General features: G+C 57.8%; 9 protein-coding genes. 3 read left to right on the forward strand and 6 right to left on the reverse strand.

The genetic code is table 11. The features are described 5' to 3' along the window. Positions 1-4: 4 nt before the first annotated feature. From H8K20_RS00755 to spoIID, 4 genes are all read right to left on the reverse strand, one after another. Positions 5-1,468 carry an amidohydrolase gene (locus H8K20_RS00755; RefSeq protein ID WP_154866078.1) on the reverse strand — a complete coding sequence of 488 codons (1,464 nt, stop codon included), beginning with the start codon at positions 1,466-1,468 and terminating at the stop codon, positions 5-7. A gap of 325 nt (positions 1,469-1,793) precedes the next feature. Continuing rightward, positions 1,794-4,466 carry a heavy metal translocating P-type ATPase gene (locus H8K20_RS00760; protein ID WP_186487183.1) on the reverse strand — a complete coding sequence of 891 codons (2,673 nt, stop codon included), beginning with the start codon at positions 4,464-4,466 and terminating at the stop codon, positions 1,794-1,796. Positions 4,467-4,496: 30 nt separating this feature from the next. Further along, on the reverse strand, positions 4,497-4,889 hold the full coding sequence (locus H8K20_RS00765; RefSeq protein WP_243206157.1) for an ArsR/SmtB family transcription factor: 393 nt from the start codon (positions 4,887-4,889) through the stop codon (positions 4,497-4,499). A 124-nt stretch (positions 4,890-5,013) separates the two neighbouring features. Further along, positions 5,014-6,030, reverse strand: a complete 1,017-nt coding sequence (gene spoIID / locus H8K20_RS00770) for a stage II sporulation protein D (protein WP_186487185.1) — start codon at positions 6,028-6,030, stop codon at positions 5,014-5,016. A 354-nt stretch (positions 6,031-6,384) separates the two neighbouring features. Between spoIID and H8K20_RS00775 the strand changes: the two genes are divergently transcribed. Both H8K20_RS00775 and H8K20_RS00780 read left to right on the forward strand, forming a co-directional pair. After that, the gene (locus H8K20_RS00775) at positions 6,385-7,749 is read left to right on the forward strand and encodes a citrate synthase (RefSeq protein WP_105203267.1); all 1,365 of its coding nucleotides are present in this window, start codon (positions 6,385-6,387) and stop codon (positions 7,747-7,749) included. Between the two features lie 12 nt (positions 7,750-7,761). After that, positions 7,762-8,676 (forward strand): hypothetical protein, encoded by a 915-nt coding sequence (locus H8K20_RS00780; RefSeq protein ID WP_186487187.1) that lies wholly within the window; start codon positions 7,762-7,764, stop codon positions 8,674-8,676. Between the two features lie 68 nt (positions 8,677-8,744). Here the strand turns inward: H8K20_RS00780 and H8K20_RS00785 are convergent, their stop codons facing one another. Then, a complete protein-coding gene (locus H8K20_RS00785) occupies positions 8,745-9,899 on the reverse strand; it encodes a sensor histidine kinase (protein ID WP_186487189.1) in 1,155 nt (384 codons plus the stop codon). Positions 9,900-10,139: 240 nt separating this feature from the next. Between H8K20_RS00785 and gap the strand changes: the two genes are divergently transcribed. Then, a complete protein-coding gene (gene gap, locus H8K20_RS00790; RefSeq protein WP_105203270.1) occupies positions 10,140-11,156 on the forward strand; it encodes a type I glyceraldehyde-3-phosphate dehydrogenase in 1,017 nt (338 codons plus the stop codon). A 1,555-nt stretch (positions 11,157-12,711) separates the two neighbouring features. On the opposite strand, the gene H8K20_RS00795 is transcribed toward gap, so the two are convergent. Continuing rightward, positions 12,712-14,046 (reverse strand): APC family permease, encoded by a 1,335-nt coding sequence (locus H8K20_RS00795; RefSeq protein WP_243206158.1) that lies wholly within the window; start codon positions 14,044-14,046, stop codon positions 12,712-12,714. Positions 14,047-14,369: the final 323 nt, after the last annotated feature.

Consider the following 14,369-nt stretch of genomic DNA (forward strand, 5'->3'; position numbering starts at 1 on the left):
CTCTCTACAGACCGGCCTCTTTGGCGGCCTGCGGCACCCACTCCGGTACCGGGGGCTTTACCTCGGCGGGGATGGGGCACTCGTACTCGCCGCCAGTCACTGCCTGCAGCTCTGCTTTGGCCTTGTCGCAGATAGACGGGTCTTGCAGCACTTTGATGGCCGACAGCGCCAAGATCTCGCCGGCATTCTCCACCGCCTTTTGACCGATAGAAGAGCAGGTCTGGCCGGAGATCTGCCAGGTGTGGCCGGGGGTACCCAAAGCCATACCGGCGATCATGGCCTGGGCTGTGGGCACTACATAGCTGACATCGCCCACGTCGGTAGAGCCGGGGGCGCACATGTCGGTGATGACCAGCGGCTCGATCTCGGTAGAGAGCCCCTGCGCCTGTAGCTGAGCGCCTTTTTCAGGTCCGAATTTTTTGACCAGCAGCTGGGCGGTCTTCTGCTTAACATCTTCGGGCAGAGTCTTGCCAAAAGCGGCCGCCAGGTCGAAGTCTTTCTGGTCAAAGGCGGGCGCGCCAACTTCCTCCATAGCGCTGTAGAGCAGCTCGGTCAGCGTGTGGTTGGGTATGTAGTTGCTCACACCGGTACGCAGGTACCAACTGGTCTCAGTGCCGCAGATGAGCGCCGCGCCGCGGGCGATATCTTTCACCCGCTCTACGATCTCGCGCACCTGTTCGATCTTGGGTGCGCGGATAAAGTAGCTGAGCGTGGCGTGGTCCTGTACCACATTGGGCGAGCTGCCGCCCACATCCAAATAGGCATAGTGCAGCCGGGCATCGGGGATCACGTGCTCGCGCAGGTAGTTTACGCCCACATTCATGATCTCGCAGCTGTCTAGCGCGCTGCGGCCGTCGTGGGGGGCAGCGGCGGCATGCGCAGTGCGGCCCTTAAACGAAAATACCATGTTGATATTCGCCTGGCAGCTCACGCCCCAGGCGGCATTGTTGTCAAATGGGTGCCAGGTGAACACCGCGTCTACGCCGTCAAAACAGCCGTAGCGGGTCATAAAGGTCTTGCCGTAACCGGTCTCTTCAGCTGGGCAGCCAAACAGTTTCACGGTACCGCTGCAGCCGGTGGCGTCCAAATAATCTTTCACTGCAACTGCCGCGGCAAAAGCGCCGGCACCCAGTGCGCTGTGGCCGCAGCCGTGGCCGTTTTCGTTGTCGGGAGTAGGCGTTTTTACCGGGCAGGCAGCCTCCTGGCCCAGCTGCGACAAGGCGTCGAACTCGGCCAAAATGCCAATTACTGGTTTGCCGCTGCCATAGGTGCCGATAAAGGCGGTGGGGATCTCGGCCACACCGCTCTCAACGGTAAACCCGGCCTCTTTTAAAGACCGGCAAAAAGCAGCGGCCGATTTTACTTCTTCATATCCAAGTTCGGCAGCCTCCCACACAGCTTTTTGCAGCTCCCAAATAGACGCCTGGTGTTTGGCAACTGCGTCTTTGACAAAATTCTTCTCGTTCAAAGGTAGCATCCTCCTTATTGTGTCTGCACACTATATAAAAAGCAGACTCTTTTCTTTTAGTGTAACACAGTCTGACAGCGGTGCAAGTAGATGGAGGCGCGGGTCTAAAAAGATTGGAGTTTTTTCTAAAACTTCTCGCCGTATTTTGCCTCTTTGCCTACAGAAAAAGCGGTTTATTCTGTGGGGTATCGGCATAGTGCGCAGCTTCTATCTGGCAATTACAGGCGGGTATAGTGCACGAAACAGGGTAGAGGGGCCGAAACACGATCGTTTCGGCCCCTCTACTTACACAAAATACGGCATTGATAGCATGGATATTTAGAAGTTAGGTGCCCTTTTTGCCCAGTAGCAGGCGGGTGGTGTTGAGCACCGACAGCACAGTTACGCCCACATCGGCGAATACAGCCATCCAAATGGTGGAAAGCGAGAACAGCGACAGTACGATGACCAAAAATTTTACAGCCAGAGCAAAGACGATGTTGGCCTGGATGATGCGCATGACCCGCTTGGACAGCTTTACTGCAGTTACCAGCGAGCTGGGTTTGCCAGAGACCAGTACCACGTCAGCGGCTTCGATAGCGGCCTCGGTGCCAAAGCCCATGGCGACACCTACGTCAGAGGCAGCCAGTACCGGGGCGTCGTTGATGCCGTCCCCCACAAAGGCGACCATACGGCCCTCACCTTTGATATCGGTCAGGCGCTGTACCTTATCTTGGGGCAGCAGCTCGGCATAGTAGCGATCTAGCCCCAATTCGCCCGAAATTTTGGCAGCGGCTTTTTGGCTGTCGCCGGTGAGCATGGTCACAGTCTGTACGCCGGCCGCCTTTAAGTCGGCTACCATCTGGGCGCTGTCGGGCCGCAGTGCGTCGCCCACGGTAATGGCCCCGGCCAGCTGCCCGTCAACGGCCAGCAGTACATTGGCCTCTACCCCCTGCGGCACGCGGATATCCTGATCAGCCATCAGCTTTAAGGAACCGCAAGCCAGCTGATGCTCTTTGAGCTGTACCAGCACGCCTTTACCGGCTACTTCCTGGTAGCTGACGATCTCCTCCTGGGGCTTATCGGGGCACTGAGCAACGATAGAGCGGGAGATCGGATGGGCCGAAAAGCTCTCGGCCAGCGCGCTGTAGCGCAGTACCTGTTCGGTAGTAAAGTCGCCAAAAGCGGTGATACCGGTCACTTTGAGCTGCCCATCGGTCAGGGTGCCGGTCTTATCGAATACAGCGTCGGTGAGTTTAGAGAGGTTTTCGATGTGCTTGCCGCCCTTGATGAGCACCCCGCGCTTGGTGGCGGCGCCGATACCGGAGAAGAAACCCAGCGGGATCGAGATGACCAGCGCACAGGGGCAGGCCGAGACCACGAACACCAGCGCGGTGTAGATCCACTGCTTCCAGCTGCCCAGCCCCAGCAGCGGCGGGAAGATCGCCACCAAGATAGCCAGGCCGATGATGACCGGTGTATAGACAGCGGCAAATTTGGTGATGAATTTTTGCGAGTGGCTCTTTTGGGCGGCCGATTCCTCCACCAGATTGATGATCCTGGCAGCGGTGCTCTCCTCCACGCGGGAGGTGACGGTGGCCTTGATGAGCCCAGTGAGGTTGATAGACCCCGATAGCAGTTTGTCGCCGGGTCCCACGTTGACGGGAATGCTCTCACCGGTGATGGCCGAATTGTCGGTGGCTGTGTTGCCTTCTAACACCGTGCAGTCCAGCGGGATGCGCTCAGACGGGCTGATGACGATAGTTTGGCCCACCTGCACCTCTTCGGCCCGCAGTTGGCGGGTACTGCCATCGGGCAGCAGCACTTTGGCCGAGTCGGGCTGGATGTTGGTGATGGCGCTGATGTTTTTGCGGGTAGCGCCCACGGCTTTATCCTCTAAAAACAGGCTGATCTTAAATAGCAGGGCGACCATAGCTGCCTCGGGAAATTCGCCGATAAAGAAAGAGGCGATGATGGCGATGGTCACCAGCAGGTTCTCATCCACCCGCTTTTTGGCGATGCCGGTAATGCCCCGGTACCACACATCGTAGCTGGAAAGCACACAGGAGAGCACGAACAATACCGGCGGCAACCAGTTGATATCGAGCAGCTTGGAGGTGATAAGGCCGGCCACTGCCAGCGCCACAGAGGCGATAAGCAACACGAATGGACGTTTCTTTTCGGCTTTAGAGACTGATTTGCGGGCAGATGGAGAGGCACTTTCAGCAGAGACGGTTACCGTATCGGCAGGTATACGGCTGATATGGGTGCCGGGTTCTATATCGTCACATACCTGGGCGATGAATGCGACTTCGCTGTCGGTGAGCGGGTGATCATTTTTGATGAGGATGGTCCCGCTGGCAAACGAGACCGCCGCCCGCTGGAATTTGCCCGACTGCTGCAGCTTCTCCTCGATCTTCATGGCGCAGTGGGAGCAGGAGAGACCGGTAAAATAGAGCTTTTGACTGCCGGCAAAAGCCTTTGGATCGATGGGGGCTGCCGGCTCATCTGTGTGCTCATGGCCACACCCGCAGCTGTCGCCGTGTTCGTGGTGGTGCTCATGACCGCACCCGCAGCTGTCGCCGTGCTTGTGGTGGTGCTCGTGGTCGCACCCACAGCTGTCGCCGTGTTCGTGATGGTGCTCATGGTCGCACCCGCAGCTGTCGCCGTGTTCGTGGTGGTGCTCAAGGCCGCACCCGCAGCTGTCGCCGTGCTCGTGATGGTGCTCATGATCACATTCGCAGCTGTCGCCGTTTGCGTGGGCTGCCGGGGTCGCATCTGGGGCAGTGGTGTTGCCGGTGGCTCGGCTGATGACGGTGCCGGGCTCGATGTCGTCGCACACCTGCTGGATATAGGACAGTTCTTGATCGGTGACCGGATGATCGTTTTCTATGAGGAGCACGCCGGTAGCAAACAGCAGCGCTATACTGTCGAATTTGTTCGAGTGCTCCAGCTTTTCTTCGATCTTCATGGCGCAGTGGGAGCAGCTCAGTCCCTGTATGGAAAGTCTGGTCTTCATGGTGTCCTCCTTTCGGATAAAAGCGCTATATCAGCGCATGTGGGCCACGTGGTTTACGGCCTGAACGATGATGGTCTTGATGTGGTCGTCATCCAGTGAGTAAAACACCGATTTTCCCTCTTTGCGGGACTTTACGATACCGGTCTGCCGCATCTGCCGCAGCTGATGCGAGATGTTCGACTGACTCGATTCGGCTACGTCGGCCAGATCGCAGACACACATCTCGGTATCGACCAGCGCCAAGATAATGCGCATGCGGGTGGGATCGGACAGGACTTTAAAGATATCGCAGAGCGGGTCCAGCTTGTCATTTTCCAATATGTGGGCCTTCGCTCTAGATACCAGACAGGTGTGTTTGTGGGGCTCCTGACACATCTCGTCGGTGTCGGTGGGGATATCGTGTTGAGACTGGTTTTCTGTCATGGTGTGACCGCCTTTCTCGGCTGCGGGGCAAGCAGCATGCCTGCAGCTTATATGAGGGCCGTTCACGGTGAAATGAAAATATGCACACATGAACAGCTGTTCATCTGTGCATATAATAATCTATTTAGAGAAAGTTGTCAATAGGTTCAACCGAAGTATTGGGAAAATAGTGAGCCAGAATATCCTGGTAGCTTGAACCCTGCCGGCCCATGTAGTCGGCCCCATACTGGCTCATACCCACACCGTGACCATAACCCTTTACGGTAAAGGTGAAGTTTCCGTCGGCAAAAGCTACTGTAAAGGCAGCGCAGCGCAGGTTGAGCGCCGTTCGGATATCGTCGCCGGTGAGTTCTTTGCCGCAGACCTTAATAGTTTTGACACTGCCGGCGGCGGTGGCAGCTGGGTCGGTAAACCAGCCAGCCGGGTCCTCGGTGAAGGCGATATCTGAAAAGGCGGTGAGCAGGTTCTCTTTTACCACGGCGGCGGTAAATACCTCTTTGGTCTCGTAGTCGGGGGCCAGCGCGTCACCGGGGCTGTCGACCGAGACCAGGTAGGGGACCTCCTGCCCCCAGATGTCGGCGGCAGCCTCGGTCTTGCCCGGCGAGATGGAGTGGTAGGCCGAGATGATGGGAGCTCCTTCATAAGTGAGCACCTGGTCGGCCACCGGGTCGACAGCATCTTTGATGAGGGCAAAATAGGTATCGAAGTTGTCTCCCCACATCTTCTTCATCTCGTCGGTGCTCACATAGCCCTGGTGCACCTTGGAGTCGACCGAGATATCGGCTCCTTTTAGGTCGGCGTTGGGGCTGGTCGCGGCCTGCTGCTTGAGGCGCACGGCGTAGGTGGAGCAGGCGATCGCCTGGGCCTTGAGCGCCTCCTGGCTAAAGTTGGGGGGCATTTCGGCAGCCACCGCCCCGTACAGGTAATCGCGCAGGGCCAGCTCCTGTACCTGCCCGGTAGAGCCGTCTAAAACTTTAATGGTGTGGCTCTTTTGCAGGCCTTTGTCGGCGGCGCCGCTGGTGGCGCTGCTGGTCTGTGGGGGGGCGGGGGAGGAGGTGTCTTTTTGCGCCAAAAATACGGCGAATGGGGTGCCGAATGTGACCAGCGCGAAGATGATGAGGACGGACAATTTTAATCGCATGAGGCTCCACTTCCTTTAAAATGAAATTTTTTGTTTTTGATAATTCATATTTTCGTTTGTTATTTGGGAAATAACCTATTTATCGGCGATTATTTGAAATGAAGATATGTACAAATTTCAAATTTTGCTAGTTTTTTATTGACTTTTGCCGGGGGCCAGAGTAGAATAGGTACATTCTAAAAAGGGGAACAGCCCCGCCCGGTGCTGACCAGCCGCTGCCCGGCAGCGGCTGCAAATGTTAACAAACGATGAATTCGGGCCTTTTTGGACCTGAAATTCACATAAATGGCCGCCTTTTGGGCTGCTGGAAGGCCCGGGGCCTTTCGCGACATTTAAGAAAGCAGGTGCATCTACATGGCATTACACATGTCCTACGAGAAACAGCAGGCTATCAATAGACTATGTGAGCAGTTTCGCAAGTATAACTTCATCGACCCCTCGGACTGCGAGAAGCTGGGGGTAAAGCGCGGCCTGCGCAACGCCGACAACACCGGCGTGCTGGCCGGCCTGACGCTGATCTGCGACGTGGTGGGCTACGATATGGTAGACGGGGTAAAGACCCCGGCCGAGGGCAAGCTGTACTACCGCGGTATCGATCTGGAGGATTTTGTGCAGGGCATTTTGGCGCAGGACCGCTACGGGTTTGAAGAGCTGAGCTATCTGCTTCTGTTTGGCATTTTGCCCACTGCCCGCCAGCTGGAGGGATTTTGCGACACGCTGGCCGACTTTCGCGACCTGCCGCCGTATTTTGTAGAGGACATGATCATGAAGGCCCCGTCGCCCAACGTGATGAATAAATTGGCCCGCAGTATACTGGCCATGTACTCCTACGACGACAACGCCGATGACGTGAGCATGGAAAATGTGATGCGCCAATGCATCGAGCTCATCGCCTGCACCCCCACCATCATCACCAATGCCTACCAGGTAAAGCGGCGGCAGTACGACAAGAAAAGCATGTACTTCCACATGCCCAAGCGCGGCATGTCGACGGCGCAGACCATTATGCGCACCATCCGCCCCGACAAGCGCTTTACCGAGGAGGAGGCCAAGCTGCTGGACCTGTGCATGATCTTGATGGCCGAGCACGGCGGCGGCAACAACTCCACCTTTGCCTGCCGGGTACTTTCCTCCTCGGGCACCGACACCTACGCAGCCATCTCGGCGGCGGTGGGGTCGCTGAAGGGCTTTCGCCACGGCGGCGCCAACATCAAGGTGGTGGAGATGCTGGAGTACATGAAAGAGGGGATCGCCGACTATGGCGACGACGGGCAGATCAAAGACTTTTTGGCCAAACTCATCCGCAGAGAGGCCGGCGATAAGAGCGGGCTCATCTACGGAATCGGCCACGCGGTGTACACCAAGAGCGACCCCCGCGCCCAGATACTGAAGACGCACGCCGAGAAGCTGGCGGTGGAGAAGGGTTTTGGCGACGACCTGCGACTGCTGCAGAAGGTGGAGGAGCTGACGCCGGTGGTATTTGGCGAGCTCAAGGGTATTGACAAGAATTTGTGTGCCAATGTAGACTTGTATTCGGGACTGGTATTCAAGACGCTTGGGATACCGGAGGACCTGTTTACCCCGCTGTTCGCGGCGTCCAGAATGCCGGGCTGGTGTGCGCACCGCCTGGAGGAGCTGATGTTCGGCGGCCGTATCATGAGGCCCGCATACAAGGCGCTCAGTGAAAAACGCGCGTATGTTCCCATAGAAAATAGATAGGGGATATACTTTATGAAACGGCTCGTCGCGGCGCTGCTCGCTATTTTGACGGTGGGGTTCCCCGTCGGTTACCTGGTACTGGGCCAAAAAGGCATGGTATCTTTTGAGAGAAAAGAGGTGCTGCTGCTCTACGGGGCGCTGTTGGCAGTGTTGGTAGCGGTGTCGCTGCTGGCGGTGCTGCTGGGCCGGGGGCACTTTGACAGCCGCCCCCGGCCCGCACGGGCACTGGGGGGCGCGGTGAAGCTGTGCGGCGTGCTGGCCATTGCTGTGGGCATCGCCTCGGTGCTGCTGCAATTTGTGCAGGGGTACGTGTCTATCGGGCAGCTGGGGTACAGCCTATTTGGCGCCCTGATGGGCGTGGGACTGCTGGGGGCCGGCCAGTTTATCGGCCGCGGCGGGCCCGGTGGGCTGTCGCCGGCGGTGCTGCTGGTGGTGGTGTGGACCGGGTTTAGCCTGGTGCTGCTCATTGCCGGCAAGGCGGTATCGCCGTACCTGCCGCAGCGGGTGCTGGACTTTTTGACCAGCTGTGCTGGCAGCTTTCTGTTTTTGCAGGTGTGCTACACCTTTACCGGCGAGTTTACCGCCCGCCGGGCGCGGGCGGCCATCAGCTGGGGGTGGCGCACGCTGGTGCTGGGCGCTGTGGCCTATCTGCCCAACTTGGTGCGGCAGATGTTAAACGGCGGCCCGTTTGAGCTGCCGGCGATGCTGTCACTGGCCACGCATCTGCTGTTTTTGGCGGCGGTGCTGGCCGTTACTCTGTGGTATATGGGGGCGTTTGACCGCTCGATGGAGCGGGTGGGGCCCCGGCACGGCGGCCAGCGGCCAGAGGAAGAGGACGCAAAAGACGAACACCGCTCGCCGGAAAAGGGGAGCTACGTGTACCGGCCGCGGCGGGCGGGCAGTGCCCCCCGGCGCCTGCGCCGATAGCGCAAAAAAAGGCGGGCAGCTCGCAGTGAGCTGCCCGCCTTTTTGGCGGCCGTACAGAAACGGTATACTTACAGGTAGGGGAAGGTGCAGACATCGGCCAGATCGACATACAGGCTGGAGTAGCGGTTGCCGATAAAGTCCTCTGCCGCCGGCGAGGAAAGGCCCGGCTGCGGCGGGGTGATGGGCAGTGAAAAGCGCACGGTCGTGCCGTCGCCGGGGGTACTGGTGAGAAAGATCTGGCCGCCCATGGCCTGGACCGCCTGACGGCAGATGGTGAGGCCCAGACCGGCCGCCTGCACGAAACCCAGCTCGGGGTCGCGGTAGGAGTAGTAGGGGTCGAACACCCGGGGCAGCACCTCGGCCGGGATACCGGCGCCGCGGTCGCGCACCGAGATGTGCAGAGCATCGCGCACCACCTGGGCGTGCAGGTGCACGGTGTTTTGGTCGCTGGAATAGAGAAAGGCGTTGGAGAGCAGGTTGGTGATGCACCCGACGAGCAGCTGCTGGTCGATGAGCATGAACAGCTGCTTAAAATCGATCTGGTAGGTGAGCGGTACAGGGCTCTGCCGCAGCACGGTGGCCGCCCCCTGACAGAGGTCTTGCAGCAGGCGGGACATCTCTACCGGGCGCAGCTGCAGCTGATAGGCCCCGGTCAGCAGCTGCGAGGCCTGCTCGATATTTTTCCCCAGCCGCAGCAGGCGATAGGCGCTGCGGTTGATCTGGTCGAGCATTTTTTGCCCCTCGTAGTCGGCGTACTCCTCGAACTTGCGGGCCAGGGGCGAGAGGGCCGAGAAGATGGCGGTGAGGTTGGTGCGGCTGGCGGCCGAAAAAGCGGTGCTGACCCGGTCGATCTGCCGGCGGGAGCCCTCGGTGAGGGAGCTGCTGGCCACCGGCAGCATGAGCGTGACCAGCTGCAGCTGGCCCTGGGCGCCTAGTACCGGGATCAGGTGCAGCTGCAGCGGGCTGCCGCCGGCCGGCAGCTGCGGGGACGGCAGATAGACGTCCAGCCCCTTTTGCAGCTGCGCAAGAATACTGCCGAGATCGCCGGTGGGCAAAAGACCGGCGGCACTGGGGTAGCCGGTGAGACCGTGGATATAGACCTCGGCACAGCTGTTGTGCCAGAGGATGAGCATTTTTTTATCGCACACGAGCACCGGCAGGTGGGCGTGCTCGAAGATGGACTGCGCCGCCGCCAGGTATTGGGTTTCATTACAGATTTCCATTTAGAACCTACCGTAATTCGACAAATTTCGACTTGTTTTCATATAGTATACTATGGTTTTTGTGCCAATGCAAATACTGGCAGCAGATCTTACTGAAATTGGTACCAAGGACCCGGGTGGGGAAAAAGTGAATTTTTGAATTGTGTGAAAACTTCTGGTTAAATTCCTGACAAACTCTTGCTATAGATAGCTTTTTGTTATAAAATACAGATAGACTATAATAAATAGGAGGCTATCCCTATGGCTATCAAAATTGGTATCAATGGCTTTGGCCGCATCGGCAGACTGGTCTTCCGTGCCGGTTTGGACAATCCCGACTACGAGTTCGTGGGCATCAACGACCCGTTCATGACCCCCGACTACTGCGCTTACATGCTGCGCTACGACACGGTCCACGGCCAGTACAAAGGCGAGATCAGCTACACCGATGACGCCATCGTCGTCAACGGCAAAGAGATCAAATTCTACGCTGAGATGGATCCCGCCAACATTCCCTGGGGCGAGTGCGGTGCCGACTACGTGGTAGAGTCTACCGGCGTGTTCTGCACCACCGAGAAGGCTTCTGCCCACATCAAAGCTGGCGCCAAGAAAGTTGTCATCTCCGCTCCTGCCAAGGACAAAGAGACCCCGACTTTTGTTTGCGGTGTAAACCTCGAGACCTACACCAAAGACATGATGGTCGTCTCCAACGCCTCCTGCACCACCAACTGCCTGGCTCCCATCGCCAAAGTCATCAACGACAACTACGGTATCGTTGAGGGCCTGATGACCACCGTTCACTCCACCACCGGTACCCAGAAGACCGTTGATGGCCCCTCCAAGAAAGACTGGAGAGGTGGCCGTGCTGCTGCCGGCAACATCATCCCCTCTTCGACCGGCGCTGCCAAAGCGACCGCTCTGGTCATCCCCGACCTGGCCGGCAAACTGACCGGTATGTCCATGCGTGTTCCCACCCTGGATGTATCTGTTGTTGACCTGACCGTTAAACTGGCCAAGCCCGCTACCTACGAGGACATCTGCGCCAAGATGAAAGAGGCCTCTGAGACCTATCTGAACGGCGTACTGGGCTACACCGAGGACGCTGTTGTCTCTTCCGACTTCTACGGCGACCCCAGAACCTCCATCTTCGACGCCAAGGCCGGCATCATGCTCAACGATACTTTCGTAAAGCTGGTCTCCTGGTACGACAACGAGTGGGGCTACTCCAACAAAGTGCTGAAGCTGATCTCTCACATGGCTGAGGTCGACGCTCAGTAAGCAAAACGCACAGAAGGTGCCCGGTATAGGGTACATGAGAGAGCAGTGGCTTTTATGCCGCTGCTCTTTTTTTGTGCCCTAAAATAGTGAGCCCCAAAGGAAGACCGGCGTTTTTGGTGCGGAGAACTGCGGTATACGCAGAGGATATTCAGGTGCGGGGGCCAAAACCATGCCGAGACGGGTAAAACTTGCCGAACCGCCGGGGGAGTATCAGCGCAGGGAGATACACACGGATATCTTGGCAGTTGGAATATTGAGCCGGTAGGTCTTGGGCCTAATATCCGATCGACCGGCAAGATGGGGGGCCGCTGTGCCGGGCAAAGCGCGGGGGCGTGGTAGAACGAGCGGGAACAAGGGCAGGAAATGCCGGCAGGGAGCGCTGTTTTCTGTTTTGAACTGGGGCAGTATTATAGATATCGGATGGTGTGGACCCCATGCGTATCTTGCCATTTAAAAACAGTACAGATATTGCGCTCCGTTAGTTTTTCCCGGTGACAGCTGTTCATACACGATACACCCCAAAGAGGTGCAGGCACCGAAACGGTTTTTTGTTTGCAAGCTGAAAATGTTGTGCTGCGCCGCCTGATGGCCGGCCGCCAGACAAGCGGGGAGAGACGGTGTGAAAATAGGACCGCCCTTTGAGAAGACAGCGGCTGTTTTGGGCTGGAACAGAGATAGGACCGAGCGATCTTGAGAAATTAGTGCGTCTGGGGCATATGAACCGGCCTGGAAATGGTCTGGAGTTGAGCAGGGTCGGTTTTTGGGTTTTAGGCCGGTCTTAGGCTGGTCTTAGGTCGGTCCAGGGAGCTAGAGTTGGTCTGGAAGTGATCCGAAGCTGATTTGGGGCTGATATGAACTGCGCCTATTGGCGCTCTATCAGCGATCAGAGCGGCAGAAATCCTGTGAGCAGAGTGAACTTATGGGAATTGCGGTAAGGTGGGACCGTATACATGGTGTTTATCCTCCTGACAGACGGTGGCTCAAGATAGCATGCGCGGCAGATCGCAGAATACACATCTGCGTTTTGCCGCAAAACGCGCGCGGTCAAAATCGCAAAAGGGATCAGCGTGGAGAGTATTTATCTGTGCCCTATGCTCTATGCATGGGGCGTGTGGGGCGCACCGGTGTATAGCTTGCAAAAATATGGGGCGTTTACGCATCGACCGTGGCGGGGTCCGGTGGGGCGGTGGCTTAAAGATGAGAAGATAACTCCTAAGGCAGAAAAACATAAGAACGCCGAACAACGGCTATCTGTTTTGGAGGAGTAGGTCGATCAGTGCGCCCAGCTCAGGTCTCGATGTGGTTGACACGCAAAAATGTGCAGTGGGGAAAGAGGGACAAAAAAGGAACGGTGGGGACGAGAGCGCCATCTTTTTGTATTCGAGGGGCAGTATCGTTTGGAATACGGGCAACAAAAAAGCCAGCGCAGTCTGGGCGCTGGCCTGTATTTTTGTTTCATGACGGATACTTATAAGGTAGGGGGGACACGGCCTGTTTAAAGCGGATGCGGGCGGCTATTCCCGGATAGCTGCCATGGGTGGTGGGGCCTATCCTTTTAAGACCGGGTGGCCCGGCGGGTGTAGTAGAGCAGGCCGCCGCCCAGCAGCAGTGCACAGAGCAGCGCGTAGGGGAAGAAAGCCGGGTTTTGTGCGCCGCCGTAGAGAATGATGAGCGAGCCCAGGCTGGCCAGCAGCGGTACCAGTACGCCCCGTATTTTGCCGGGGATGCGCCCGGACCGGTGCAGCGAGATGACTTTGCCGTAGAAGAAGACGTACAGCAGGTAACTGATGGCCACCGGTACCTCGGACACGTCGGAGTTGGGCAGCAGACCGAATTTTTGGGTGAGATAGTGCAGCAGGAACCAGCCGCTGGCCAGCAAAAACGCCATCAGTCCCGAGCGCAGGGGCATATCGAACTTTTTGCTGACCTGCTGCAGTTTGGTGGCGCCGGGGACCATGCCTCGCAGCGAGAGCGCATAGGGCATGCGGATGCTGCCCAGCGTGAGGCCGTTGACGGTACCCATGACCGAGATGATGACAAAGATCAGCACCAGCTTGGAACCGGTCTTGCCCAGCACCTGAATAGCCAGCTGGTCGATGTGGGCATCGCCCATGGCCATGACCTGTTCGGGCCCCAACAGGGTAGAGACCCCCACAAAGTACAGCAGGTAGGCAAGCAGGATGAACAGCGGGCCCATGACCAGCGCCCGGCGCAGATTGCGCTTGGAGTCGCGTATCTCGTGGGCGATAGAGGTGGCTACGATCCACCCGTCAAAAGAAAAGGCGATAGGGGCCAGCGCTGCCAGCCAGCTAAAGCTGGCCAGGCTGCGGCCGGTACCGGCGGGGATGATGGTGGTGGGATCGCCGAAGATGACCCCGATCAGGGCAAAGGCGATGAGCGGCAGCAGCTTGGCCACGGTGGAAAAGCGCTGAAAAATGCCGCCAAAGCGGGGGGAGAAGGTGTTGTAGAGATAACAGACGGCACAGAAACCAAAGCCGATGAGCATTTGCCCCTCCAGTGGCAGAGCGAGCCCGAACAGCAGGCCGGTGTATACCCCCACCACCCAGGACACCACAGCGATGAGGCTGGGGTAGTAGATAAAGGTCTGGAACCAACCCACCACACAGGCCGCCCTAGAGGTGGAGAACTCGTCGGCGTAGGTGATGAGCCCGCCGGGCTTATCGGTGAGCGCGGCCAGCTCGGAGAAGGCCAGACTGCCAAAGACGATGGCAAACGCCGCCACGCAGAACGCTGCCGCCCCGAGCAGGATGTTGCCGCCGGTGAGTACCAGTATATCGTCGCTCTTAAAAAAGATGCCCGAGCCGATCACGGTGCCGACGATCACGGCGACGGCGGTGACCAGACCATATTTTTTGTGTTGTTCCTGCAAGAAAGATCGCCCCCTGTATATGATAGTATAGTGTGGTCCGGCGCGCCGGGCGCCAGACGGCTGGCAGCGGCCGCGGCACAAAAAAAGAGACACCCGCTGCGGGATGCCCCTGGCGACGCGATCGCTGTGCATTTTTTTGACGGTGTGCAAAACCGGCCGCTGCTGTTGGGCGGTTGTTGGGCAAGACACCCCTCTGGGCTGCCGGTGGACCCGGGCGGCGGCTGCCGCTAAGTATATGTACACGCCGTTAAAAATATGAAAAAGCCGTTTTCTTTAGAGTGAAAAAATGGTACTATATATAGGTGACAGACCCAGATATTGGG

It is taken from the genome of Neobittarella massiliensis (ex Bilen et al. 2018) (assembly GCF_014269355.1).
GTDB classification, from domain to species: domain Bacteria; phylum Bacillota; class Clostridia; order Oscillospirales; family Ruminococcaceae; genus Neobittarella; species Neobittarella massiliensis.